The 25,201-nt window shown below is 61.5% G+C and carries 21 protein-coding genes and 1 pseudogene; 16 read left to right on the top strand and 6 right to left on the bottom strand.

Features of this window, described 5'->3' with window-relative positions; all coding sequences use genetic code 11:
• Positions 1-34 precede the first annotated feature (34 nt).
• The 3 genes from ACAG25_RS00110 to ACAG25_RS00100 form a co-directional block, all read right to left on the bottom strand.
• Positions 35-2,068, bottom strand: coding sequence for a biotin carboxylase N-terminal domain-containing protein (locus ACAG25_RS00110; RefSeq protein ID WP_005116476.1), 2,034 nt, complete (start codon positions 2,066-2,068; stop codon positions 35-37).
• Between the two features lie 5 nt (positions 2,069-2,073).
• Complete coding sequence (locus ACAG25_RS00105; RefSeq protein WP_011560585.1) at positions 2,074-3,675, bottom strand: acyl-CoA carboxylase subunit beta; 1,602 nt, start codon at positions 3,673-3,675, stop codon at positions 2,074-2,076.
• Positions 3,676-4,018: 343 nt separating this feature from the next.
• Entirely contained in the window at positions 4,019-4,693 is a 675-nt protein-coding gene (locus ACAG25_RS00100; protein ID WP_011560584.1) for a TetR/AcrR family transcriptional regulator, read from the bottom strand.
• A gap of 69 nt (positions 4,694-4,762) precedes the next feature.
• Between ACAG25_RS00100 and ACAG25_RS00095 the strand changes: the two genes are divergently transcribed.
• Positions 4,763-5,632 carry a metal-dependent hydrolase gene (locus ACAG25_RS00095; RefSeq protein WP_011560583.1) on the top strand — a complete coding sequence of 290 codons (870 nt, stop codon included), beginning with the start codon at positions 4,763-4,765 and terminating at the stop codon, positions 5,630-5,632.
• Positions 5,633-5,813: 181 nt separating this feature from the next.
• Here the strand turns inward: ACAG25_RS00095 and ACAG25_RS00090 are convergent, their stop codons facing one another.
• A complete protein-coding gene (locus ACAG25_RS00090) occupies positions 5,814-6,377 on the bottom strand; it encodes a TetR/AcrR family transcriptional regulator (protein WP_005131302.1) in 564 nt (187 codons plus the stop codon).
• Positions 6,378-6,574: 197 nt separating this feature from the next.
• Between ACAG25_RS00090 and ACAG25_RS00085 the strand changes: the two genes are divergently transcribed.
• The 15 genes from ACAG25_RS00085 (at position 6,575) to ACAG25_RS00015 (ending at position 24,170) form a co-directional block, all read left to right on the top strand.
• Entirely contained in the window at positions 6,575-7,429 is an 855-nt protein-coding gene (locus ACAG25_RS00085; RefSeq protein ID WP_011560581.1) for an SDR family NAD(P)-dependent oxidoreductase, read from the top strand.
• Between the two features lie 13 nt (positions 7,430-7,442).
• Positions 7,443-8,366, top strand: a complete 924-nt coding sequence (locus tag ACAG25_RS00080) for a hypothetical protein (protein WP_005086594.1) — start codon at positions 7,443-7,445, stop codon at positions 8,364-8,366.
• Positions 8,363-9,856, top strand: a complete 1,494-nt coding sequence (locus ACAG25_RS00075; protein WP_011560580.1) for an NAD(P)/FAD-dependent oxidoreductase — start codon at positions 8,363-8,365, stop codon at positions 9,854-9,856. The genes ACAG25_RS00080 and ACAG25_RS00075 overlap by 4 nt, the downstream gene beginning before the upstream one ends.
• A 44-nt stretch (positions 9,857-9,900) precedes the next feature.
• Positions 9,901-11,418: an NAD(P)/FAD-dependent oxidoreductase gene (locus ACAG25_RS00070; RefSeq protein WP_011560579.1), complete on the top strand. Its 1,518-nt coding sequence runs from the start codon at positions 9,901-9,903 to the stop codon at positions 11,416-11,418.
• Positions 11,415-12,380: an alpha/beta hydrolase gene (locus ACAG25_RS00065; RefSeq protein WP_012296509.1), complete on the top strand. Its 966-nt coding sequence runs from the start codon at positions 11,415-11,417 to the stop codon at positions 12,378-12,380. The genes ACAG25_RS00070 and ACAG25_RS00065 overlap by 4 nt, the downstream gene beginning before the upstream one ends.
• A gap of 76 nt (positions 12,381-12,456) precedes the next feature.
• A complete protein-coding gene (locus tag ACAG25_RS00060; RefSeq protein WP_017205328.1) occupies positions 12,457-13,956 on the top strand; it encodes an NAD(P)/FAD-dependent oxidoreductase in 1,500 nt (499 codons plus the stop codon).
• Between the two features lie 145 nt (positions 13,957-14,101).
• Positions 14,102-15,559: a cytochrome P450 gene (locus ACAG25_RS00055; protein WP_011560575.1), complete on the top strand. Its 1,458-nt coding sequence runs from the start codon at positions 14,102-14,104 to the stop codon at positions 15,557-15,559.
• A complete protein-coding gene (locus ACAG25_RS00050; RefSeq protein WP_011560574.1) occupies positions 15,556-16,209 on the top strand; it encodes a transglutaminase family protein in 654 nt (217 codons plus the stop codon). The genes ACAG25_RS00055 and ACAG25_RS00050 overlap by 4 nt, the downstream gene beginning before the upstream one ends.
• A 26-nt stretch (positions 16,210-16,235) precedes the next feature.
• On the top strand, positions 16,236-17,855 hold the full coding sequence (locus ACAG25_RS00045) for a fatty acid--CoA ligase (RefSeq protein WP_017205326.1): 1,620 nt from the start codon (positions 16,236-16,238) through the stop codon (positions 17,853-17,855).
• A 38-nt stretch (positions 17,856-17,893) separates the two neighbouring features.
• Positions 17,894-19,039, top strand: a complete 1,146-nt coding sequence (locus ACAG25_RS00040; protein ID WP_005086582.1) for an acyl-CoA dehydrogenase family protein — start codon at positions 17,894-17,896, stop codon at positions 19,037-19,039.
• 49 nt (positions 19,040-19,088) lie between these two features.
• On the top strand, positions 19,089-20,147 hold the full coding sequence (locus ACAG25_RS00035) for a BtrH N-terminal domain-containing protein (protein ID WP_005086581.1): 1,059 nt from the start codon (positions 19,089-19,091) through the stop codon (positions 20,145-20,147).
• A gap of 91 nt (positions 20,148-20,238) precedes the next feature.
• Complete coding sequence (locus tag ACAG25_RS00030) at positions 20,239-20,649, top strand: SCP2 sterol-binding domain-containing protein (protein ID WP_005086579.1); 411 nt, start codon at positions 20,239-20,241, stop codon at positions 20,647-20,649.
• 148 nt (positions 20,650-20,797) lie between these two features.
• Positions 20,798-21,904, top strand: a complete 1,107-nt coding sequence (locus ACAG25_RS00025; RefSeq protein ID WP_005086578.1) for an NDMA-dependent alcohol dehydrogenase — start codon at positions 20,798-20,800, stop codon at positions 21,902-21,904.
• Between the two features lie 159 nt (positions 21,905-22,063).
• Complete coding sequence (locus tag ACAG25_RS00020; protein WP_005086577.1) at positions 22,064-23,263, top strand: acyl-CoA dehydrogenase family protein; 1,200 nt, start codon at positions 22,064-22,066, stop codon at positions 23,261-23,263.
• A 370-nt stretch (positions 23,264-23,633) separates the two neighbouring features.
• A complete protein-coding gene (locus ACAG25_RS00015) occupies positions 23,634-24,170 on the top strand; it encodes an HD domain-containing protein (protein WP_005116484.1) in 537 nt (178 codons plus the stop codon).
• Between the two features lie 10 nt (positions 24,171-24,180).
• Here ACAG25_RS00015 and ACAG25_RS00010 read toward each other — a convergent pair whose 3' ends face one another.
• Both ACAG25_RS00010 and ACAG25_RS00005 read right to left on the bottom strand, forming a co-directional pair.
• Positions 24,181-24,648: an NUDIX hydrolase gene (locus ACAG25_RS00010; protein WP_005086575.1), complete on the bottom strand. Its 468-nt coding sequence runs from the start codon at positions 24,646-24,648 to the stop codon at positions 24,181-24,183.
• A 5-nt stretch (positions 24,649-24,653) separates the two neighbouring features.
• Positions 24,654-25,201: pseudogene (locus ACAG25_RS00005) on the bottom strand (hypothetical protein); the annotation flags it as partial.

Genomic DNA, 25,201 nt, shown 5'->3' with positions numbered 1-25,201 from the left:
CGACGCGCCACCGATCGGGAGCGCGCCGGCTTCATTAGAGCTCCGTGGCGTCCGACGCCACTTCACCGCCGTCCACCGCCTCGACCACGGCGAGGACGTCACCGCTCGAGACCTGATGGCCGACCTGGACCGGCAGGGCGCTCAGCACCCCGTCGATCGGGCTCGCGACGGTGTGCTCCATCTTCATCGCCTCCAGGACGACGAGCGTTTGACCGGCTGACACCGTCTCGCCCTCGGCGACCGGTAGTCGGATCACCGAGCCCGGCATCGGCGCGGTGAGCGACCCGGGCGGGTTCAGAGTGCTCGGGTCGACGAAGCGTGGCGCCAGCCGCAGGGCGGAGTAGCCGGCGACCGAGTCGAGGTGGGCAACATCGCCGTCGAGGACGACATCATAAGTGCGGCGCACCCCGTCGACGCGCAGCACCACCCGCTCGCTACTGCCCTCGACAACCTCGACGTCGGCCAACGGCTCGTCGTCGACCTGCAGGCAGGTCCCTGTCGAACCTAACGTGTACCCGACGCGCACTTCGCGCCCGCCCTGGGTCTGCCAGGTTGTGGTCTGCGGCTGCGAAGGGTTGTTGCGCCAGCCGGCGGGCAACGTGGCCTGCAGAGTTGCGACGGCACGCCGCGCGGCCACCCCGGCCACGGTCGCCGCGACGGCGTGCAGGCGCTCGGACTGCGTGTCTGGGAGGGCAGCGCCGAGTTGGGCGACGTCGTGTCGGTCAAGGAACCCAGTGTCGGTGCCCCGCCCGGCGAACTCGTCATGGCGCAGGACGCGAACAAGCAGGTTGCGATTGGTGGTCACGCCGTGAATACGGGCGCCGGCCAGCGCCGCCGAGAGGCTGGCAAGTGCCTCGTCGCGCGTTGGTGCCCACGCGATGACCTTGGCCAGCAGCGAATCGTAGTAATGACTGATGACCGAACCGGCACGAAAACCCGAGTCAACCCGCACGCCGGCAAGCGCCGGGACATCCAAGGTGCGCAGGGTGCCGGTACAGGGCCGGTAGTCATCGGCCGGATCCTCGGCGCACAGCCGGGCCTCGACCGCGTGACCGCGAATTCGCGGGTTGTGCATCTCCTCAGGCAGCGGGCGGCCCATGGCTACGAGCAGCTGGGCACGCACCAGGTCGAGGCCGGTGATCAGCTCGGTAACCGGGTGCTCGACCTGCAGCCGGGTGTTCATCTCTAGGAAGGCGAAGGAGTCGGCTTTGCCATCCTGAGCGGCGTCGTAGACGAACTCGACCGTCCCGGCGCCTACGTAGCCGACGGCGCGCGCGGCGGCGATGGCGGCCTCGCTCATCCGAGCGCGCAACGCGTCGTCGACGACCGGTGACGGCGCCTCCTCGATCACCTTCTGGTGTCGACGCTGCACGGAGCACTCGCGCTCGAACAGAGAGACGACGTTTCCGTGCGTGTCGGCCATGATCTGGATCTCGACGTGGCGTGGGCGCTGGACGTAACGCTCGAGGAAGACGGTGCCGTCGGCGAACGCGGCGGCGGCCTCACGCGAAGCGGAGGTGACCGCTTCGTCGAGCTCGTCCGGCGACGCGACAATGCGCATGCCTCGGCCACCGCCGCCGGCGCTGGCCTTGACCAGCACGGGGTAGCCGACGTCGGCGGCCAGCTTCGCCAGCTGCTCGGCCGATAGCCCCGTCGTGTCGCCACCGGGCAGCACAGGCACCCCCGCGTCGGACATCGTCTTCTTGGCCTGCAGCTTCGAGCCCATCGCGTCGATCGCCCCGGGCGGCGGACCGATGAAGACGAGGTCGGCGGCGGCACAGGCGCGCGCGAACCCGGCGTTTTCCGAAAGGAAGCCGTAGCCGGGGTGTACTGCGTCCGCGCCGGTGAGCGAGGCAGCGGCGATGATCCGGTGGATGTCGAGGTAGGTCTCGGCGGCAGACGAGCCGGGAAGGTGCACGGCCTCGTCGGCGTCGGCGACGTGCCACGCGTCGGCGTCGGCGTCGGAATAGACCGCGACGGTGGCGATCCCGAGATCGCGGCAAGTGCGGAACACCCGCCGCGCGATCTCGCCACGGTTGGCGACCAGGACCTTGCGGATCTTGGGCATCGCCATCACATCCGGAACACGCCGTAGCCACGCTGGCCACGGACCTCGCCGTTGTGGATCACCGACAGGCAGAACCCGAGAACGGTCCGCGTATCGCGGGGATCGATGATCCCGTCGTCGTAAAGTCGGCCGCTGTTGGCCAGTGCGACGGATTCGCGCTCGATCTGTTCCTCGACGGCGGCGCGCATCTGGGCGTCGGCCTGCTCGTCGAAGGGCAGCCCGCGGTCGGCGGCGGACTCGCGCGCCACGATGGACAGCACTCCGGCCAGTTGCGCCGGACCCATCACGGCCGACTTCGAGTTAGGCCAAGCGAATAGGAAACGCGGTGAGTACGATCGCCCGCACATGCCGTAGTTCCCGGCACCGTAGGACGCACCCATGGTGATGGTCACGTGGGGGACCGTGCTGTTTGATACGGCGTTGATCATCTTGGCGCCGTCCTTGATGATGCCGCCCTGTTCGTACTCGGCACCGACCATGAAACCGGTGGTGTTCTGCAGGAAGATGAGGGGGGTGTCGATCTGATTTGCCAGTTGGATGAACTGCGAACCTTTCTCGGCCTCCTCACTGAACAGGATGCCCCGTGCGTTTGCGAGGATGCCGACCGGGAAGCCGTGGATCGAGGCCCAGCCGGTGACGAGTGACGTGCCGTAGAGAGGTTTGAACTCGTCGAAGGCCGAGCCGTCGACCACTCGGGCGATGACGTCGCGGGGGTCGAAGGGCACCTTCGGATCGACCGACGCGATGCCGAGCAGCTGATCGGGGTCGTGCACCGGTGGGTGCGGCGGCGTGGTGGGTCCGGGGCCGTTCTTCCGCCAGTTGAGCCGCGCCATGATGCGACGGCCGATGCGGATCGCATCCTGCTCGTCCTCGGCCATGTAATCGGCCAGCCCCGAGGTGCGGGCGTGCATGTCGGCGCCGCCGAGCGACTCGTCATCGGAGACCTCGCCCGTGGCCATCTTGACCAGCGGCGGACCGCCGAGGAACACCTTGGAACGGTTGCGCACCATCACGACGTAGTCGCACATGCCCGGGACGTACGCACCTCCCGCGGTCGAGTTGCCGAAGACCAGGGCCAGTGTCGGCAGCCCCGCTGCGCTGTGCTGGGTCAAGTCGTGGAACAGCTGTCCGCCGGGCACGAAGATCTCTGCCTGTGTGGGCAGGTCGGCGCCGCCAGATTCGACGATGTTGATGATGGGCAGTCGGTTCTCCCGCGCGATGGCCATGCCGCGGAACACCTTGCGGAAGGTATAAGGGTTCGATGCGCCGCCGCGGACGGTGGGGTCGTGGGCGATGATCATCGACTCGATGCCCTCGACCACGCCGATGCCTACCACCACGCTACCGCCGACGGGGAACTTACTGCCCCAGGCGGCGAAGGGGCATAGTTCGAGGAACGCCGTGTCGGGGTCGAGCATCAGCTCGATGCGCTCGCGGACAAGCAGCTTGCCCCGCTTACGGTGGCGCGCAACGTATTTCGCGCCGCCGCCGCCGTTGACCAGCGCCAGTTGCTCCGCGATGGTGTCGAGTTGCGCGCTCAGTCCTTCGCGGTTCTTGAGATAGCCGGGCGCGGTGTCGTCGACCCGATCGGGCAGGACCTGTACCAAAGTTTTCCTTCCGGGCGAGCATCGACGTCGATCTACTAGGCGCTGATGTTAGCCGCAATTAACATCAGGTGACAACGGCGCAGGCGGGCGTCGGATTTGTTCCGCGCCGTGGTTCCGTCGAATGGCGAGGATCGAAGCGGTGCGTTCGCTGCAGATCGAGCGATCGAAGGAATTGACTGGGGAGGGACGGCACACAGGGCCCGTGCGAGGTCGTATCGAGTTCCTCGTCCGGCGCGCGTGGAGTCTACGGTTCGCGATCTCGGGTGAACACCCGCAGCGATTGTCAGTGTCGCGCCATGCCCTTCAGCCAACCGAGTAGTGCATAACGCCGGTCGGCCAGAATCTATCGGGTCTCCTCGGCTTTGGCCAGCGGCGGAGCGGCCTGATCAGGCGCCTGTCCGAGGGTATACAGGCCGAGAATGCCGAGAAAACCCGCACAGTGCTCGATGAGCATTTCAGTCGAGAGGTTCAGTTGTCCATCTATCCAGCGACGGAGTATCTCGAACAGGCCCCCGACACCGTAGGTAGCGGCGAGATCTGCGACTTGGAGCACATCGCTGGGTATATCGAGGTGCAAGCGGGCCTCTCTGAGCACCAGCTCCGCAAAATCGGTCATCAGATCGCTTCGCAGCTGCCGAAGGAGGGGTTCTGCGCCCGACTCGACAAACAGTATGCGGGCCATGCGGGGATCGTTCTCGATCACCTGAACCAGGGCCTTGATCGGAGCGTAAGCCAGTTCTTGAGGAGCAACCGTGTCGTCCGGAATGGCGCTGGTTATCACCGCTTGGAAGGTAGTGGAGATCTTGGCAAATACCGCACGCAAGAGCGCGTCTCGATCGCGAAACTGTTGGTAGAAGTACCGGCTCGTCACTCCTGATTTCGCACACACGGCGGTCACGGTGCACGCGGTAGCTCCGTGGGTGCCCATGATTGAGACCGCGGCATCAATCAACATCACGCGACGCTGTGCATCGCGTTGAGTTGCGGACAGCCCGCCATAGACACGTGCTGGACTCATGTCCTACAGTCTGGCAGTCTTATCTGACAAGGCATAAAGTCAGATCCAAACTTCGAGGAAGGACCTCAAATGTCGGACGATCAAGCCCCGACCCCGACCCGGGTGCTGCCAAAACCCAGGCGCGTTCGGTTTCCGATGCCGACCTCCACGAAGCGGCAACATTTTGTCGATGGCGACCTGGTGATGAGCCATTTCATCTCGGTGCTTTCTGCGACGTTCCCGGAAGGCGAGGATTTCTTCATCCGCTCGGTCAGGAACTTCCAGAGTTCCATCGACGATCCCCAACTAGAGACAGCGGTCAAGGGTTTCATCGGACAAGAGGCCACACATCGACACCAGCATCGTCTCCTAAACGAGCGACTCCAGGTCATGGGTTATCCGACCGCGCGAATCGACCGTCATGTCGGACGCTTGATCAAGCGATTGGAACGGCGCTTTTCGCCGGAAATGCGGCTGTCCATGACCTCCGCGTTGGAGCACTACACCGCTACGCTGGCAGAAATCATTCTTACCAGCGAAGACGCCCAGAAGCTCATCGGCCAGACAGAGGTTCGACCGATTCTGCTGTGGCATGCCTTCGAGGAGTCGGAGCACAAAGCGGTTGCCTTTGATGTCTATCGGCTGGTGGGAGCAACCGAGCGCACCCGTGTACGGGGCATGCGGATCGCTTCAGTAATTCTGTTCGGCGAGCTCATTCTGCAGACTGCCTTGTCTATGGCCGCTGATAGAGCCTCATATAACCCGGTCACCCTGGTGCGCAGTCTGTACCGCTTTAGTCGCACCCCGATGTTCACCGCCGATGCGCTGCGGCGTTTCCGTTCCTACAATCGCCCGGGTTTCCATCCTGATGATTGGGACAGCGCCGCGGTCCTGGAGCATTGGAGCAAAGAACTGTTCGACCAAGACGGTTCACAGCGAGTTATCGCTTCGTCGGGATAGCAAAGATGCGGAAGTGCGGCGACGCAGGAGCACCGTTCCTGCGTCGCTCCTTCCGAACAGGGTGCGACGCGTCGGTGACTCACGGATTCGGTGCTCGGTGGCCGGTGAAGGTGGCGGTCGGACCCGCAAATGCGGTTCGCAGCGATCGCCACGGGGCTGGCTGGCCTGTTGTGAGCCTCGATCAGTCGCTGATGACATAGCGTTGAGCCAGGGTTTCAGCAAGTCTGCTGGTGTGCGCGACCACTTCTTTCTCGGTCACCGCAAGCAAACCGGAGTGCCAGGCGGTGATGACTTCGACGAATCCCCCGACAGCGATCAGGGTGTCCATGCGAAGGGCTATCTCGTCGGCATCTTGTCGGAGGTGTGGCCGGCTTGCCTCAACGACCAACTGCGTTGCTTCCTGTAGCGCCACGGCGCGGCGGTCTTGTAGCGGTGAGCTACCGACATGCTGAGCGAGGAGGATGCGTGCCCGGCCGGGATCGCGTGCGATCCGGTCGACCACGATGGTGATCGCCGCGGTGATGGTTTCGATCGGCGGCCGATTCGCACGCTCGTTGAAGAGCGCGGCGACCTCGCCGAGCATGTCATTGCGGACGCCATCCCACGCAGCAACGAGCAGCTCATCGCGCGTCTTGAAGCCCTCGTAGAAGTATCGATCGTTCAGCCCTGTGCGGGCGCATACGCCGCGCATAGTGACCGCGGCCCAACCGCTCTCACTCCAAATCTCGGTTGCGGCCTCGATCAATTGCTGCCGTCGCTCGGCACGACGCTCGGCCCCGGTCCGACCACCCCAGCGCTTGTTTCTCGACCGCACCTCTCCATCTTGACAAGGTGCTCGTTCCACCACCAAACTGGTGGCATGCGACACCAATGGTGGCTGGTGCCCCCAGATGAGAGTTTCCCCACAGCAGACGTCCATGTCGCGACCCGAAAGGCAGACGGATGAGATTGCTGCCCTTCGGCGGCGCACCAGGCAGAACGCACCGCGCCGATGCAGTCGTCACGGGCGCAGGAAGCGGTATCGGCCGCGCATTCGCCGTGGAGCTTGCGCGCCGAGGTGGACGCGTGGTGTGCGCCGACAAAGATCCCGTCACTGCAAAAGAGTCGGCAGAGTTGGTGAGGCAGGCTGGCGGCGAGGGCTTCGACATCGAATGCGATGTCACCGATCTTGAGCAGGTCCGCAACCTCGCTGATGTGAGCGAAGACTGGTTCGAGAAGGCTGCGAGCCTCGTCATCAACAACGCCGGAATCGGTGCGGGCGGCAACCGCATCGGCGCGACGTCGATCGAGGACTGGAACGCGGCGATTTCTGTCAACCTCTGGGGCGTTATCTACGGCTGCGAGACTTTTGTGCCTCGGCTCCGCAGCAATGGGCATGGCGGAGTCATCAATGTGGCGTCGGCAGCGAGCTTTGGCTCGGCCCCTCGGATGGCGGCTTACAACGTGAGCAAGGCCGGGGTGCTCGCTCTGTCGGAGACATTGGCGGCCGAACTGAGCGGTACTGACATCAACGTCACAGTGCTTTGCCCCACCTTCGTGAAGACGAACATCGTCAACAATCCTCAAATCGACGAGGCGGCTGCAAGACTCGCGGCCAACCTGATGAAATGGACCGGCATTTCGCCACAGCACGTTGCTCGAACGACGTTGAACGCGCACGATCGCGGACAAATTTATGTAGTACCCCAACTCGATGCCAAAGTCTTGTGGCAACTCAAGAGAGCCCTACCCGGCCCCTTTACTCGCACGCTGGGCCTCGTGGAGCGCATGGCCTCATGGAACGATTCAGCCGAGTAGAGGAGCAGGGAAAATGGCTTTCGCATACAGTGACATGCTCGAGACAATCAAAAACAAGCAATGGGCTCTTGCCGATATCGATTGGAACGCCCCTGGCGCGGAACTGATCACCGATGAACAGCGTCCCAAACTCAAGCAATTCATGTCCGACGTGGTGTGGATTGAGCATGTTGGAGCACGTGCCTTCGCCGCGATGGCTCCAAAGGCGCCATTCGAAGCGCTCGGAGACATTTACCGTTACTTTCACGCCGAGGAGCAGCGTCACGCCAATGCCGAACTTGCCTTGATGCGTCGCTGGGGCATGCTCGAGGAAGGCGAGAAACCGGTCCCGAACAAGAATATTCGGCTGGTCATCGAATGGCTGGACCGTTATGCGGAAGCCCTGCCCCTGACCGTCATCGGGGCCGCGATTCCGGCACTGGAGACTGCGCTCGATGGAGCGCTGCTGAAGTTTCTCCTCGATGAGGTTGACGACCCTGTGTGCGGGGAGGTGTTCAACAAGGTCAACAGCGACGAATCAAGGCATCTCGCGGTTGGCTTCCAGGTCTTGAATGACCTGGGCGCCAGCCCGATGCGAATCCACGCCATTCAAACTGCGGGTGCTCTTGTCGACCCGCGCATTCTCACCGGCGCGTTGCTGTATATCCCGCTCCTGACGCGCATGTTGATGAATCTCAACGCTATGGGTCTGTCCGAGGAGAAGTTATACAACGCAGTGACGCGGTATGCCAATGTCGGCGATCGCAGTGAGCATACGCGGAGGGTGCCCGGCTATCACATCTTGAAGGCGCACATGTCGTCGTCCATCAAGCGGTCCCAGCCTCTGCACTTCGTGTCTCAGCGCCTTGGCAATGCGATCGATGTTTTCCCTGTTCAGATTTTCGGTCGGCCGCCATCCTGGACGGACGAACTGACCTACGAACCGGTTGCCAAATGACAGGCACCACGACGACGTTGATCGTCGGCGCCGGGTTCGCAGGTATCGGTGCGGCGATCAGACTGCTTCAAGAGGGCACGGATGACTTCGTCATCCTGGAACGGTCAGATCGCGTCGGAGGCACCTGGCGAGACAATACTTATCCCGGTGCGGCCTGCGATATTCCCTCGCTTCTCTACTCCTACTCGTTCGAGCCGAATCCGGGCTGGACTCGTACCTACTCGGGGAGCGCTGAGATCCTCGAATATATCGACGATATGGTCGACAAGTACGATCTTGCCCGGTTCATCCAGTTTGATACCGACGTGACTGCCTTGGAATTCGATGAGAGTGCCGGCATCTGGATGGCCGACACGGCAGATGGAAAGCGGTATCACACCCGGTCAGTTGTGATGGCCAGTGGACCACTTGCCAACGCCAGCTTTCCCGATATTCGGGGTATTGACTCGTACGGTGGAAAAAAGATCCACAGCGCTCGATGGGACCATGGCTACGATCTCGGCGGTAAGAGGGTTGCAGTCATCGGGACAGGCGCGAGCGCGGTTCAGATCATTCCCGAGCTCGTAAAGTCGGCTGCCTCGGTCAAAGTCTTCCAGAGAACGCCCGGCTGGGTGTTGCCCAGGGTGAACTTCAGGCATCCGGCCTGGGCGCGTTCGACCTTCACACACCTGCCGGTGAGCGAACAAGCGCTCCGCGACGCGTGGTTTTGGGCCCACGAAGTGATGGCAGTGGGTATGGTCTGGAACACCGCCGCGACGTCCGCGATACAGCTGGCGGCCAAGGCTCATCTCCGTCGGCAGGTGAAAGACTCCTGGTTGAGACGTCAGTTGACGCCCCATTTCAGGCCTGGATGCAAGCGCATGCTCATGACCAGTGATTATTACCCTGCGCTACAGGCGGATAACTGCAAGCTGATCAGCTGGCCGATCGCCACATTGTCACCCAACGGTGTTCGGACCGCCGACGGTGTCGAGCACGAAGTGGACTGTATCGTATTTGCCACTGGCTTCGATGTGGCCAAACGTGGCACCCCGTTCCCGATTAGCGGCCTCGGCGGTCGGAAGCTCGGCGATGAATGGTCTCAGGGGACATTTGCCTTCAAGAGCGTGAGCGTGGCCGGGTATCCGAACTTATTCTTCACTTTCGGACCGAATTCCGGGCCAGGCCACAACTCGGCGCTCGTATATATGGAGGCTGCAATTGACTATATAGTCAAGGCGATCAAGCTCCTTCAGCAAAATGACATCGGCACTTTGGATGTGAGGGAGGATCGTCAGGACCGCTATCACTCCGAAATTCAGCGCCGCCTTCGACGAACGACTTGGAATTCGGGGTGCAGCAGTTGGTATTTGACCGAGGACGGCTACAACGGCACGATGTACCCAGGTTTCGCGACCCAGTTTATGAGAGAACTATCCCGCTTGGATCCTCATGATTACGTGATAACCCGGCGCGACGATACACACGTCGAGCTGACGCAATCACTCTGAATACAAGTTTGCAGGGCTGACCGTCAGAACGGTGAAATACAGGAATGGATCGCAAGTCCGACCGTAATTACGAGATAATTATCATAGGAGCTGGATTTTCCGGCATCGGGTCTGGCATTAGCTTGATGAAGGCGGGATTTACCGACTTCTTGATGGTTGATGACGCCGATGGCGTAGGTGGTACGTGGCACTGGAACACCTACCCGGGTATCGCTGTCGATATACCGTCGTTCAGTTATCAATTCTCATACGAAATGCGGCCCTCTTGGTCGCGCACGTACGCCCACGGCAATGAGCTCAAAGCCTATGCCGAGCGATGTGTTGAAAAGTATCGGCTCTGGGACCATATTCGTTTCAACACAACCATTACCGAGGCTTGTTTCGACGAGAACGCAACACGGTGGCATTTGACCAGTGCCAATGGTGAGGAGTTCACGGCACGCTTCGTGATAAATTGCTCCGGCGTTCTCAGTCGGCCAAAGTGGCCTGAAATCAAGGGGGTGCGAGATTTCGCCGGCGTTACGCTCCACACGGCTAGATGGGACAATGCCAAAGATCTCAGCGGGAAGAGGGTTGCAGTAATCGGTACCGGTGCATCGGCGGTGCAACTGATACCCGAAGTCGCAAAGAAAGCAGAGAGTCTGACGGTATTTCAGCGAACTCCAATTTATTGTCTGCCGAAGCCAGACTTCCCCATACCGACGTGGGGTGGAAGGCTTCTACATTTCCTGCCGGGGGCACAATTGGCGACCCGGACCGCCAGCCAGGCGTTCGTGGAAATCACTTTCCCAATCGCCGCTCACTTTCATACGGTGATACCGTTCGCCGATGTCATGGAGAGCGCCGCAAAGCGGTACATGCGGCGTGAGGTCCATGACCCGACGACGAGAGAACAACTCATTCCGCGCTACTCGTTGGGCTGTAAACGACCCAGCTTCCACAATTCCTATCTCGCAACGTACAACCGGTCCAACGTTTCGCTCGAGACGAGCGGCATAACCCATATCGACCATGCATCCGTCCATACTCGAGACGGCAAAGCTCATCCCATTGACGTCTTGATCCTGGCCACCGGCTTCAAAGTGATGGAGTCGGGCAACATGCCAACTTACGTATTGAAGGGACGCGGCGGGCTGGAGCAGGCTACATGGTGGGACGAGCATCGACTGCAGGCCTTCGAAGGGGTGAGCGTCCCGGGATTTCCGAATCATTTCAACATCTTCGGCCCGTACGGCTACAACGGTTCCTCGTACTTCACGCTCATCGAGGCGCAGAGTCGGCACATCGTCCGGTGTCTTCGTCGCGCGCGGGCGCTGGGTGCTAACTGCGTGGAGGTCAAGAAGGAGGCGAACGACCGTTATTTCGCCGAAGTGCTAAGGCGGCGTCACAGACAGGTTTTCTGGCAGCCGAGCTGTTCCAATGCCAACAGCTACTACTTCGACAGGCACGGTGACGTTCCACTCCGTCCATCAACGACTCTGGAGACCTATTGGCGGAGCCGCACCTTTCGCCTCTCGGACTACCGATTCGAGAATCGGCCCGAAGAGGTGTGTCCCCGGTGACCAGAATGGATGCCCCTGACTGGCAGCCCAGTCTTGCCAGTCATCTCGTCGCGATGTCCTCGCGAACCACGCTGCGGCCACTGGCGCAGCTGATGCCATCAAACGCCTACGGACTTGCGGTGATGGATCGCGTGCTTCGAACAGCGCTCGTAGCCTCACGGCCTCGGCGCGGCGTCACAGTGCGCAAGGTTGACACTGTATTCGCCGGAGGCCCGGTTCGTGGGGACTGGATCACCACGCCTGCCATTAATCCGCATGCCAACCCTTTGCTGTACATCCACGGCGGCGCCTATTCTATGTGCTCGCCGGAGACGCACCGCGGTCTTCTTGGTGAACTCGCCTCGGCGAGCGGGCGCCCCATCTTCGCAGTGAAGTATCGTCTTGCCCCGCGGTATCCCTATCCCGCAGCCGCGGACGATGCGCTGAATGCGTATCGCTGGCTTACCAGCGGAGGGTCCCCGGGTTCTTGTCAGCGCACCGTCGCGGTTGCCGGCGATTCAGCGGGCGGTCAGCTCACGATGGCCACGGCCTTGGGCGCACGTGCAGTTGGATTGCCGCTCCCTGATGCGATGCTGCTGATGTCTCCCGTCCTGGATCTCAGGTGCGAACTTGCCAGAGCGCGTGAAATTCGCCGCCGGGATCCTTTTGCCTCCGCTCAATCAGCGGCGCGCGCTCTTGACCTCTACGTAGGTGGCGCAGATCGCGGAGATCCGCGCCTCAGCGTGCTTGACGCGGACCTCACCTCGATGCCGCCGATCCTCATTCAGGTGGGCGGGAGAGAAATGTTGATCGATGACTCGCGCCGTCTCGCCGAGCGACTTCAATCAGCTGGATCCCACGTCGAGATCCAGGTATACCGGGGACAGATCCATGTATTCCAGGCTATGTTCCGGATTCTTCCCGAAGCCCGAGACGCGATTCATCGAGCGGGACGCTTCCTTGAAGCCTCGGAAGTCAGGTGAAAGTGTCCGAACAGGCAATGCTCCTACACCTACACCACCTCGACCGCCGCAGCGTGAAGTCAGTCGTCTCTGCCTCATGAGCAGCAACTTCGCGACGGCCTGTCGCGCATACGATCCGTCGATCGTGATCATCGGGGCCGGCTTCGCCGGGGTTGCGATGGCCCACCGGCTGAAGAAGGACGGGTTCACGAACTTCACGATCCTGGAAAAGGCTGCAGACATCGGGGGTGTTTGGCGTGACAACACCTATCCGGGAGCGGCCTGCGACGTGCCGTCAGCGTTGTACTCACTCTCGTACAAGCCCAATCCTCGTTGGTCACGGCGATATGCCGAGCAACCCGAGATACTCAAGTACCTCCAACAACTCGTGGAGAGTGGCGGACTGGCCGCGCATCTGCGTACCCAGACCGAAGTTGTCGCAATGACCTTCGATGACCAGCTAGGGCGTTGGACCCTGGTTACGAACTCGAACGAGACAATAACCTGCGATGTCGTCGTCTCGGCCGTGGGTCAGCTCTCCTTGCCCCACGTACCCGTTATTGCCGACGCAGACACCTTCCAGGGGCCGCGCTTTCATTCGGCGCGTTGGGACCGATCGGTTTCGCTTCGCGGCAAGCAAGTAGCCGTCATCGGCACAGGAGCTAGTGCCATCCAATTCGTGCCACACATCGCCCAGGAGGCGGAGCATGTCACGCTATATCAGCGCACGGCTCCGTGGATCTTGCCGAAGTGGGACAGCAGGTATGGAGTCCTTCACGACAGGGTGAGCGAGTTATTGCCGATGGCGCTGCGCCTCGAGCGTTTCGCGGTATGGCTAATTTTCGAGTTGCTCGCTGTGACGCTAGTCGACGCGAAGCCCCTCTCACGCGTCCTCGGTGCGATCGCGCGCCGCCACCTACATCGGCAGGTTGCTAGCCCATCTTTGCGCGAGCAATTGATGCCTTCGGACGCGCCAGGGTGCAAGCGAGTGCTGTTCTCGAATGATTACTATCCAGCAATCGCGAGTGATCGCGTGTCGTTGGTGCCGAAGGCTATCGCAGAGCTCTGCGACAACGGTGTCAAGACCGTGGATGGAGAGTTTCGTCCTGCAGATGTCGTGATCTACGGAACCGGGTTTCGCGCCACCGATTTTCTCGCCCCGATGTCCGTGCGCGGCTCTCGCGGAGTCTCCTTGGCCGAGGTGTGGAAGACCCAGGCGTACGCATATCTGGGCATCACTGTCCCCATGTTCCCGAACCTGTTCCTGCTTTATGGTCCCAACACGAATGTGGGCTCGGGGTCGATCCTCTACATGATCGAGTCACAAGTCCGTCACATCGCAACGCTCATCAAAGCCGTGGCTGCTCATCCGGGTCATGCGATCGATGTCAGGACGGAGAGCGCGCAACGCTACAACACGCGCTTGAGAAGGCGACTACGGAGGTCGGTGTGGGCGCTGTGTGCGAGCTGGTATCGAACCTCGAGCGGGGAAATCCCGACGAACTGGCCGGGGCCTACCTTGGTTTATCGACTCCTTACCCGGAAGCCGCACAGCGGCGATTACGTCTTGAGAAACGTCGGGCGTCTAAAGGTCTGAGACCCTGCAGAACCGAGCCTGGCCGACTAAGGGCACGAGACGCGCACTTAACCGCTAGGCCAATAATGTCTAGATATTGACATCAATGGCATCTTTGTAAAGACTGGTGGACGCCGTCAAAGCGGCCCAGCGTCCAGGAGGAACCATGACGAATCACCTTCTCGCACCTGCGCACCACGTGAAGGAGCGGTTGTCCTCTGTGATCATGGTCCCCGCGCCTCACGCCGTCGACGACAGATGGCGTCGATGGAGCCGGGACTGGCCGGTTCGTGAACTGGCACCGGCACCCGCGGGCAGTGGATTGAAAGCCGTCCGGGGGGATGCCGGACTGCCCTTCGTAGGTCACACGCTCGACTACATCCGATTCGGCTCGGATTTCAGTCGAGAGCGCTACGACCGTCTGGGTTCGGTGTCGTGGATGGGCGCGTTCGGCACCAAGATGGTGGTCATCGCCGGCCCTGACGCCACTCGAGAGGCGTTCACGAGCGAAGCGAAAGCATTCTCTCAGGATGGCTGGTCCTTCCTGATCGACGCCTTCTTCCATCGCGGTTTGATGCTCATGAGCTTCGACGAGCACTTGATGCACCGGCGCATCATGCAGGAGGCGTTTACGCGTCCGCGCCTGACCGGATACGTCGAACAGGTAACGCCATGCGTTCGCTCGGCAGTGCCTGCGTGGCCGGTGGGCCCGTCGGTTCGAATCTACCCACTGTTGAAGGAACTCACCCTCGACATCGCTACCGACGTCTTCATGGGCGGCCGCGGCAAGGACGAGAGCGATGCTGTCAACAAGGCGTTCGTCGCTACGGTCCGGGCGGCGAGTTCCCTTGTGCGTGCTCCGCTTCCGGGAACCAGATTCCGCGCTGGTGTGCAAGGGCGGCGCGTTTTGGAGGACTACTTCTTCCGGCATCTGCCGGCCGCGCGAGCCGGTGAAACGGAGGATCTGTTCGCTGCTCTCTGTCAAGCCACGACCGAAGACGGGGAGCGGTTTTCCGACGAGGATGTGGTGAATCACATGATCTTCTTGATGATGGCGGCCCACGACACCTCGACGATCACCACCACAGCGGTCACCTATTTCCTTGCCAAGTATCCGCAGTGGCAGGAGGCTGCGGCTGCGGAAGCCGCGGCCATCGGTGACGGGTTGCCGGACATCGAGGCCCTGGAGAAGATGACGGTCATCGACCTCGTGATCAAGGAAGCGCTCAGACTGCTTGCACCTGTTCCGCTGGTGATGCGCAAGACGGTTCGAGATGTCGCCATCGATGGATATCACATCCCCTCGAACACGTTATGCGCTATAACGCCTGCCGTGAATCACTTCGATCGAACGATCTGGAGTGATCCGGAGCGGTTCGATCCCTCACGTTTCGACGAGCCTCGGCGCGAAGACCAACACCACCGATTCGCCTGGGTTCCGTTCGGAGGTGGAGCGCACAAGTGCATCGGCATGCAATTCGGGACGCTCGAAGTCAAAGCAATCCTGCACAGGATGCTGCGTTCGTTCACTTGGAAGGTTCCGGAGAACTATCACGTCCGATGGGACAACACCTCGCTGCCCATTCCGGTGGACGGACTTCCGTTGGAGATGAAGCGCCGATGACCGTCGACCACAGCCCCTACCTCGAACCCACGGAGTTTCTTGACTGGCAACAAGATTCGGTACGTGACTTCGTGTCATCGGCGATCCGTGGTGCCTGCGGCGACACCGAGAAGGCCATCGCCATCTTCACCGCGGTCCGTGACTCCATTTGGTACGACCCCTACACGGTGACCGACAACCCGCACGCGTATCGCGCCAGCACCGTCGCGACCGCAGAACGGGCCTACTGCGTCCCGAAGGCCGTGCTCTTGACTGCAGCGTGCCGAGCGGCGGGAATCCCGGCGCGGCTGGGGTTCGCCGACGTCCGAAACCACCTCCAGACCAAGGCATTGCGCGAGCGGATGGGTGGTAGCGACGTTTTCGTCTACCACGGCTACAGTCTCATGTTCCTCAACGGTGCGTGGGTAAAGGCCACCCCGGCGTTCAATCGCGAGCTGTGCGCACGCTTCGGTGTCTCGCCGATCGAATTCGACGGCCGTAGCGACGCGCTACTCCATGGTTTCACCGCTGACGGCACCCAGCACATGGAGTATCTGCGCGACCGGGGAGCCTACGACGATCTACCCCTAGCAGACATCCTGCAAGCACTGAGAACGCATTACGGCACATTCATCGATCAGCCGAACAGCCGTCCCGACCTCTTCGCCTGAAAGGGCACTACACGATGCAAAGCACAATGCAAAATGTTCCGCTCACGGTGTCGGCGATCGTCCAGCATGCGGCAGCCATACACGGTGACAGCGAGGTCGTCACTCCGACCGGAAATGGATATCGGAGAACGCCTTACCGCATTGTGCTGGCGCGAGTGGCTCGCCTTGCCAATGCGCTGCGCAGTCTTGGCGTCACGGCAGACCAACGCGTGGCCACCTTCCAGTGGAGCAACCAGGAACATCTGGAGGCCTACTGTGCGATTCCCTCCATGGGCGCGGTCCTGCACACGCTCAACATTCGTTTGGCCCCAGAGCAACTGGCGTACATCGCCAATCACGCGAGCGATCAGATCGTCCTAGTCGACGCTTCGGTTGCCCCGTTGTTGGCGCGCGCGCTCCCAGCGATGGCGTCGGTGCACACCGTCATCGTCACCGGAGAGGGCGACCTTGCCCCGCTCCAGGGATGCGGGAAGACCGTTCTGCGTTACGAGGAAGTGCTTGCCGGCCAAGAAGAATCATTTGACTGGCCTGAGCTCGACGAGCTGTCCGCCGCGGCCATGTGTTATACGAGCGGTACCACCGGAGATCCCAAAGGCGTCGTCTACAGCCACCGTTCGACGTACCTTCACTCCCTGACCGCCTGCACAGCTAACGCTTTGTCAGTCAGCGAGGCCGACCGTGTGCTGGCCATCGTCCCAATGTTTCACGCCAATGCGTGGGGGCTTATTTACGCAGCGTTGATGTCCGGTGCGGATCTGGTACTGCCTGACCGGTATCTCCAAGCCGAACCGTTGGTGTCGATCATCGAAGACACCAGACCGACCTTGGCCGGTGCAGTGCCGACGATCTGGAACGATGTCGACCGATATCTGGATTCGCACCCTGAGCGGGACATTTCTTCGTTACGGCTGGTCGCGTGCGGGGGGTCTGCTGTTCCGCTTTCGTTGATGCGGGCATTCGAAGAGAAGTACGACGTGCCCATTGTGCAGGCCTGGGGTATGACCGAAACCTCTCCGTTGGCGACCGTTGCACGTCCGGCTCACAGAGCCGACGCGACGCGGCGCTGGGAGCTGCGCGCATCCCAGGGCCGACCGATCTGCGGTGTCGAAATCCGGTTGCGGGACGACGACGGGAAAGACGTGCCGTGGGACGGGCAATCAGTTGGGGAGATCCAGGCGCGCGGTCCCTGGATCACCGGGTCCTATTTCGGAAACAACGATACGGAGAAGTTCGACGAAGGATGGCTGCGTACCGGTGATGTGGGCAAGATCGACGCCGAGGGCTATCTGACACTGACCGACCGCTCGAAAGACGTCATCAAGTCAGGTGGCGAATGGATCTCCTCGGTGGAGCTGGAAAACACGCTGATCGGCCACCCTGCCGTGTACGAAGCGGCGGTAGTCGGCGTCGCGGACGATAAATGGCAGGAAAGGCCGTTGGCGCTTGTCGTCGTCCACCCCGGAACCGACGTTGACATTGACCAACTCCGATCGTTCCTTGCGGACAAAGTCGCCAAATGGTGGATTCCCGAGCGATGGAGCTTCGTGTCCGATATTCCGAGGACGAGCGTCGGAAAGTACGACAAAAAGGTCATCCGTGCGCGCCACTCTGCCGGCGAATACCTCATCGAAATCGAAACGTCATAACGTCAAATCCCTGGAATTCCAACAGTCGGAAGGTAATCATGTCCTCACCAATCTCTCCCTGGATGAATGCCGAATTACTCGAGCTTCGTGACCTCGCTGCGAAGTTCTTCTCGGCCGAATTGGCGCCGCATGCGAACCGCTTTGCAGACCAGCACCACGTCGACCGAGAACTGTGGAACCGAGCAGGCGAGCTGGGCCTGCTCTGCATGTCTATACCTGAGGAATACGGCGGAGGCGGTGGCACTTTCGCGCACGAAGCGGTCGTGCTTGAAGAGCAGGCCCGCATAGGTGACAGCTCATGGGGCGCGGGACTGCACAGCGGAATCGTCGCCCACTACATCCTGCAGTACGCGACTGAAGAGCTGCGCGCGCAGTGGCTTCCCAAGATGGCGTCCGGTGAAATGATCGGGGCGATCGCCATGACAGAACCGGGGACCGGGTCCGATCTGCAGAGCGTCAAGACAAAAGCCCTCCTGGACGGTGACGAGTACGTGATCACCGGCTCCAAGACTTTCATCACCAACGGCCAACAGGCCGACCTCATCATCGTTGTTGCCAAGACAGATCCGAGCCAGGGCGCTGCGGGCATCTCTTTGATCGTTGTCGAGGCTGACCGGGCGGGATTCCGGCGCGGCAAGGTTCTCGACAAAATCGGCCAGCGCGGCCAGGACACCTCCGAGTTGTTCTTCGATGAAGTGAGAGTTCCGCGCTCGCATCTACTGGGCCAGTCTGAGGGACAGGGCTTCATTCAGCTGATGACGCAGCTGCCACAAGAGCGACTCATCGTCGCGGTGGGGGCTGTCGCAGCGATGGAACTTGCCCTGGAGCAGACGCTCAAGTACACGCGTGAGCGGGAGGCGTTCGGTCGGCCTGTCTTTGGCTTTCAGAACACCAAGTTCACGCTGGCTGAAGCCGCGACAGAAACGCGCATCGCACGAGTGTTCCTCGACTACTGCATCGACCTGCACCTTGCGGGTCAACTCGACGTGCAGACCGTCGCCATGGCGAAGTGGTGGACCACTGAGCGAGCGATGAAGGTACTCGATGACTGTATGCAGCTTCACGGCGGATATGGCTACATGACCGAGTACCCCATCTCGAGGTTGTGGGTGGATCAGCGCGTGCAAAAAATCTATGCCGGCACGAACGAGGTGATGAAGGAAATCATCTCGCGTTCCCTATGACTCAGAGGAGTTGCCGCCCGCACGTTAGTCATCTAGAGGAGGAGGACTGATGGCATCGATGGTGGTGCCGTATCGCCACGACATGGGCGGCCACTGCGGATCGGGGGCTCTTCGGGATTTGACCGAATGGGCCGGGATCCGTTGGGGTGATGACACCCCGGACGAAGGCATCGTGTTTGCTCTCGGCGGGGCCCTCGACTTCTCGTATGTTCGCTCGGCCCACCTACGTCCACCGATCTACCTCGTTGGACGCAGCGCGGACCTCGAAGACGAATACTTGACCCGGTTGGGCGCGCGCTTCGAGTGTCGTTCGACAGACGACCCCGATCTCGGGTGGAAATGGGTGACCGAACAGATCGATGCCGGTACGCCGGTCATGGTGTGGACTGACATCGCCGAATTGCCCTATCTGAGAACGCGTCTGAGTATGAGCCGGCACGATGTCGTGATCGTAGGGTACGACGACGACGAGGAACTCGCCTTCGTGGTCGATAACGATCGCGATACACCTCAAGCCGTGCCTTACGAGAATCTACGGAAGGCGCGGGCATCGACGGGATTTCCCGTCCCCACGCGGCACACCACCTACGTAGTCGAGTGGCCCGGCGCGGCACCAGATCTCGGCAATGCTGCCCGGTCGGCCTTCCGTAGGTCCGCGGACGCGATGCAGGGTTCGTGTGTGAGCGCGCCGATCACCGAGGACTCCGATTGTGAAATTCAGGTGCGTGGGCTACCAGGGGTATCGACTTTTGTGGAGGATCTCAAGCGGTGGCCGAAGATCTTTGACGACGACACCCTCGACGGAGCCTTGTTTGCGCTGAGCGCCTTCATCGAAAAAGCCGGAACCGGAGGCGGTCTGTTCCGAGATCTGCAAGCACGTGGATGTCGGCGCGTCGCTGAAGAGTTGAGTTTCGAACCTGCGTTTAAAGCAGCGGAGGCTGCAAAGACCGCATCTGAGTTGTGGACCGCGGTTGCGCACGCCGCTTATGACCGCGGTGCAGATCCGCACCGAAGAGCGAGCGGCGCCGCGTCCGTGGCTGCGCAATTGCCGACAGCCGAACGTCGACTCGCGGAGGCGCTGAGGGAGGCAGGAGATCTACTCCTATGAGTTCTGATTGCTTCGGAGCAAGCCGAACTGGTTGCGACCCAGCAGATTTATTTGAGCGCTTTGAATTGTGTCATAAGAAGGGAGAATCACGATGGCTGTCTTCGCTGATGCGGAAGAGGTTTACCGCTACCTCGCCGGCATCTTTCGACGAGGTTTGGAGAACGAAGACCTTGCGAACAGACTTGCCGGGTCCGGGGTGGTGTTACGGATCCACTACACCGATCCGGATGCGGTACTAACCGTGGATATGCCGGAGAAGGTCGTAGAGACCGGCGCGGACAGTGGCGTTACACCGAATGTCGAATTGTTCATGTCCGCGGATACCGGCAACAGGTTCTGGTTGGGGAAGGTGAACTTGACCATGGCGATGGCGAAAGGAACTGTACGAGCGAAAGGTCCTGTCACCAAACTGATCAAGCTCATACCGCAGGCAAAGAACCTCTTTCCGGAATACCGGGCAATCCTTGAGGCCGACAAGCGTCACGACCTGCTCAATGTGTGATGTCGGTGCGGTACCGCGCCCGGGCACGGGTGAGCGGCGCGGGCCTCTGGGCGATGTGCCCGGAGATCATCCAGGACAGTTCGCGCGACCACCGTGCGCGGTCGGGATAACTACTCGAGAAGCGTAATTCGATAGAAGGGACTTCAACATGAAGACACGTGCGGCTGTTTTGTGGGGCTTGGAGCAGAAGTGGGAGGTCGAAGAAGTCGATTTGGATCCGCCAGGTCCCGGGGAGGTCCTCGTGCGGCTGGCGGCCACCGGCTTGTGCCATTCCGACGAACATCTGGTGACCGGCGACCTCCCGATCCCATTGCCGGTAGTGGGGGGTCATGAGGGTGCTGGCACAGTCGTGGAGTGCGGCGAAGGGGTTGAGGAACTGTCCGAAGGTGATTCTGTCATCTTGACCTTCCTTCCCTCGTGTGGGCGCTGCTCGTACTGCGCGCGCGGCATGGGCAATCTCTGTGAGTTGGGAGCGGCGCTCATGATGGGACCGCAGATCGACGGCACCTATCGCTTTCACGCACGAGGCGAGGACGTCGGGCAGATGTGTTTGCTCGGGACGTTTTCCGAGTACACAGTGGTGCCGCAGGCGTCCGTGGTCAAGATTGACGGCGGAATCCCCCTGGATCGGGCAGCCTTGATCGGTTGCGGCGTCACGACCGGTTACGGATCTGCGGTGCGGACTGGGGAGGTGCGCGCCGGGGACACCGTCGTGGTAGTGGGAGCGGGCGGAATCGGAATGAATGCGATTCAGGGCGCGCGAATCGCGGGAGCGCTGGCGATTGTGGCGGTCGATCCGGTGAAGTTCAAGCGAGAGCAAGCGAGCGGGTTCGGTGCGACGCACACCGCGGCCTCGATGGATGAAGCTTGGTCGCTGGTCAGCGATATGACGCTGGGCAAGCTGGCTGATGTCTGCATCCTCACCACCGATGTGGCTGAGGCCTCCTACACCGCGGAAGCGCTGGCCTTGGTCGGAAAGCGCGGGCGCGTCGTGGTCACGGCCATCGGGCACCCCGACGACTCATCGATCTCAGGATCACTGCTTGAAATGACGCTTTACGAGAAGCAGATTCGTGGCGCTTTGTATGGCTCATCCAATGCGCCGCACGATATTCCGCGACTGGTCGAGCTGTACTCCGCTGGGTTGTTGAAGCTCGATGAATTGGTCACCCGCGAATACTCCCTCGACCAAATCAATGAGGGCTACGAGGATATGCGTTCAGGAAAAAACATCCGAGGGCTGGTCCGGTTCTGAAGAGCATCATGCCCACTGCTGGTCTTCATGTCCTTGCGTCGCTGCAGATCATGCGGCCGGGCCGCTTGGGTGGTTGGCGTCGCGTCCTTCTTTCCCGTCGTGAGGACGGCAAGCATCAGACACCTCATAGATCATTTATCAAATTCTCTGGAGGCTGAGATGACGGACGCTGGCACGACCACGGCAAGCGGGGATGGGGCTGCTCGTTTCGCTATCGCCCCGGAGGTGTGGACCACGCCGGAGCGACGAGCGCTGAGCCAAATGGCGCGGTCTTTCGTGGAACGTGAAATCGCGCCGAAGCTAGCGGAATGGGAGCACGTGGGTGAGATTCCGCGCGACCTGCATCTCAATGCTGCCGAGGTGGGGCTTCTCGGAATCGGGTTCCCGGAAGAAGTCGGCGGCAGCGGCGGCAATGCGATTGACTCTGCACTGGTCACTGAGGCCATCCTGGCCGCAGGCGGGTCCACTGGCGTCTGCGCCGCCTTGTTCACCCATGGCATTGCCCTTCCCCACATTGCCGCCAATGGCTCCGACGCCCTGATTGAACGATATGTCCGTCCGACGCTCGCAGGAAAGATGATCGGCTCGCTGGGCGTTACCGAGCCTGGGGCAGGTTCAGATGTCGCGAATTTGCGCACACGCGCAGTGCGCGACGGCGACACCTACGTGGTCAACGGAGCAAAGACGTTCATCACCAGCGGAGTTCGGGCGGACTTCGTTACTACGGCGGTACGCACCGGCGGACCGGGTTACGGTGGAGTTTCATTGCTCGTGATCGACAAGAATTCGCCTGGATTCGAAGTGTCCCGCCGGTTGGACAAGATGGGATGGCGATGTAGCGACACCGCCGAGTTGTCTTTCGTCGACGTTCGCGTACCGGCTGAGAACCTGGTGGGGGCAGCAAACAGCGGGTTTTTGCAGATCATGCAGCAATTTCAGGCTGAACGGCTCGGCATCGCCGTCCAGGCGTACGCGACGGCGGGTCGGGCTCTCGATCTCGCCAAGAGTTGGGCGCGGGAGCGTGAAACGTTCGGTAGACCCTTGACGGGGCGCCAGGTCATTCGCCATAAGCTCGCGGAGATGGCTCGACAGGTCGACGTGGCGTGCACCTATACCCGTGCGGTCATGCAGAGGTGGCTAGCGGGGGAGGATGTCGTTGCCGAGGTGTCGATGGCCAAGAACACCGCTGTGTATGCGTGCGACTACGTGGTCAATGAGGCGGTTCAGATCTTTGGTGGGATGGGCTACATGCGTGAGTCTGAGATCGAGAGACACTACCGAGACTGCCGGATTCTCGGAATAGGCGGCGGCACCAACGAAATCATGAATGAGATCATTGCCAAACGTATCGGACTCTAGTTCTTGATACCAGTAAAGAAAGTTCTCACATCGCAGGTCAACGACGGTCAGGCGGCTGTTGGTCCAGCCTGCCGCTCGCGGCGTCTCGATGCGGCGAGGAGCGAGGGCAGCTGCGCTTCGTCGTGATGCCAGAGCTGTGGTGGCCTGCGACTTAGTTCCGGCGCCGGTCGTGGGTGCATGTGTGCGTGGCGGCGGACGGAGGGCGAAGCGCAGGGAGCGGCGCGGACGGGAGCGCCAGCGTACGGGAGCAGAGCGAGCGTAGCGAAGCCTGCAGGTAGCCGCCGTTCCTCGCAGATCCTGGCCTCCAGGATCTACGTCATAAGCTGCGAGGGGGCTGCGTCATGGTGCTGTGGCTCGTAAGCTGGCGGCTGTGAGCGGGGTTCTGACGCAGCGTGCACGGCGCGAGACCGAGACGCGGCTGGCTGAGCAGCCGCGGCGGTTGGCGCATGTCCGGGGCGTCGCGGCGACTGCCGAGCGGTTGAGTCGGCGTTTCGATCCCCAGACAGCGGACTGTCTGGTCGCAGCGGCGTGGCTGCACGATATCGGTTACGCATCGTCGTTGCGCCGGACCGGGTTTCATCCGCTCGATGGAGCGGAGTACGTGCGAGCGGCCGGCTTCGGGGAGCTGGCCGCCTCCTTGGTGGCCTTTCATACCGGAGCGCACGCGGAGGCTGCCGAGCGGGGCTTGTCAGGCTTATCCGCGTTCAGTGATCCGCCCAGCGATTTCCTTGATGTGCTGACTTTTTGCGATCTGACGACCGGACCTGACGGGGCGCCGATATCACCGCGCGATCGGTTACGCGACGTGCTGTCGCGTTATGGATCCGAGGACCCGGTGCACCGGGCGGTCGACGCGGGCCGCGACGAATTGTTGGCGGCCGTCCGGCGAGTACGCGACTGGCTATAAACCCAGCCGGTTAGCCGAGGTAGGGGCCGTCGCGGTGTTGCAGGTAGTGCTCGATGCGCAGCCTCATCGACGGATGCATATCCAGGTTAGGGATCTCGTCGGGTGCAGTCCAGGCGATGTCCGTGCTTTCGTGGTCGATGGCAAGGGTGCCGCCGAGCACCGTGGTGGTGAACAGGAGCGAGAATTGCTGGCGGACTTCGCCATCGGTGAACGCGACCACGTGGCGGGGATTGGTGTAGACACCGACCAGACCCGTGACTTTGACGTCAAGCCCGGTTTCCTCTTTGACTTCCCGCACGGCGGTGTCGGCGATAGTTTCGCCGATGTCGTGGCCGCCGCCCGGTAGCGCCCACAGGGTGTTGTCGCGGCGTTTGATCAGCAGAATGCGACCGTGTTCGTCGGTGACGATGGCCGAGGCCGACGGAACGACACTGTTGGGCGCCGGGGCGTTGGGGTCGTTGTAGTAGTCGGTGCGCATCGGGGTCAGCCTTTCGAGGTCAGCGGTCTGGCATGGTCCCAGACCTGGGTGAAAGCGTCTTCAAGGGTGGCCCAGAGCCGTGGCTCGTGGTGACGTGACAGAACCAGCACAGGGTTGTTGCGCCCGGCTGAGCCGTAGATGTGGAAGTTGACGATCATGGCGTCATCGACCCGAAAGATCGACGTGTAGAGCGCGGTGTCGTGGGTGCGGATGTCCAGCCCCGGGGTGCCGGCGTGAGGGGCGAGCAGTTCCACGGACGTGCGGCAGCGGGCGATGACGGCCTCGCCGATCCCTTCCTCCTCGCCGCGCAGGATCGTGGTGGGGGTGTCGGGGTCCCCGACGAGAAACCGCACCGTCACACCGCGGGCGGCGGCGGCGAGCAGGGTGTCGAGGAATCCGTCGAGGGTGTCGAACAGGAACGTGGCCGCCAGGACGAGGATGTCGATGCCGGTGGTGGCGTCGGCGAAATGCTGCGAGCAATGATCAGAACCTGTGGATGAGCCTCGGTGAGGGGGCGTGAAAGTGGGCGCACCTTCCCGAGGATGATCTGAAT

Source organism: Mycobacterium sp. pV006, from assembly GCF_041287115.1.
Classification (GTDB): Bacteria; Actinomycetota; Actinomycetes; order Mycobacteriales; family Mycobacteriaceae; genus Mycobacterium.
This window is presented reverse-complemented; position numbering and strand designations above follow the sequence as displayed.

Bases quoted from the DNA above. Each gene is read 5' to 3' on its own strand.
- ACAG25_RS00070 (WP_011560579.1), top strand. From the start codon at position 9,901: ATGGATCGCAAGTCCGACCGTAATTACGAGATAATTATCATAGGAGCT.
- ACAG25_RS00010 (WP_005086575.1), bottom strand. From the start codon at position 24,648: ATGCGCACCGACTACTACAACGACCCCAACGCCCCGGCGCCCAACAGT.
- ACAG25_RS00025 (WP_005086578.1), top strand. From the start codon at position 20,798: ATGAAGACACGTGCGGCTGTTTTGTGGGGCTTGGAGCAGAAGTGGGAG.
- ACAG25_RS00045 (WP_017205326.1), top strand. From the start codon at position 16,236: ATGCAAAATGTTCCGCTCACGGTGTCGGCGATCGTCCAGCATGCGGCA.
- ACAG25_RS00020 (WP_005086577.1), top strand. From the start codon at position 22,064: ATGACGGACGCTGGCACGACCACGGCAAGCGGGGATGGGGCTGCTCGT.
- ACAG25_RS00100 (WP_011560584.1), bottom strand. From the start codon at position 4,693: ATGAGTCCAGCACGTGTCTATGGCGGGCTGTCCGCAACTCAACGCGAT.
- ACAG25_RS00035 (WP_005086581.1), top strand. From the start codon at position 19,089: ATGGCATCGATGGTGGTGCCGTATCGCCACGACATGGGCGGCCACTGC.
- ACAG25_RS00075 (WP_011560580.1), top strand. From the start codon at position 8,363: ATGACAGGCACCACGACGACGTTGATCGTCGGCGCCGGGTTCGCAGGT.
- ACAG25_RS00055 (WP_011560575.1), top strand. From the start codon at position 14,102: ATGACGAATCACCTTCTCGCACCTGCGCACCACGTGAAGGAGCGGTTG.
- ACAG25_RS00050 (WP_011560574.1), top strand. From the start codon at position 15,556: ATGACCGTCGACCACAGCCCCTACCTCGAACCCACGGAGTTTCTTGAC.
- ACAG25_RS00110 (WP_005116476.1), bottom strand. From the start codon at position 2,068: ATGCCCAAGATCCGCAAGGTCCTGGTCGCCAACCGTGGCGAGATCGCG.
- ACAG25_RS00095 (WP_011560583.1), top strand. From the start codon at position 4,763: ATGTCGGACGATCAAGCCCCGACCCCGACCCGGGTGCTGCCAAAACCC.
- ACAG25_RS00030 (WP_005086579.1), top strand. From the start codon at position 20,239: ATGGCTGTCTTCGCTGATGCGGAAGAGGTTTACCGCTACCTCGCCGGC.
- ACAG25_RS00060 (WP_017205328.1), top strand. From the start codon at position 12,457: ATGAGCAGCAACTTCGCGACGGCCTGTCGCGCATACGATCCGTCGATC.
- ACAG25_RS00080 (WP_005086594.1), top strand. From the start codon at position 7,443: ATGGCTTTCGCATACAGTGACATGCTCGAGACAATCAAAAACAAGCAA.
- ACAG25_RS00085 (WP_011560581.1), top strand. From the start codon at position 6,575: ATGAGATTGCTGCCCTTCGGCGGCGCACCAGGCAGAACGCACCGCGCC.
- ACAG25_RS00040 (WP_005086582.1), top strand. From the start codon at position 17,894: ATGTCCTCACCAATCTCTCCCTGGATGAATGCCGAATTACTCGAGCTT.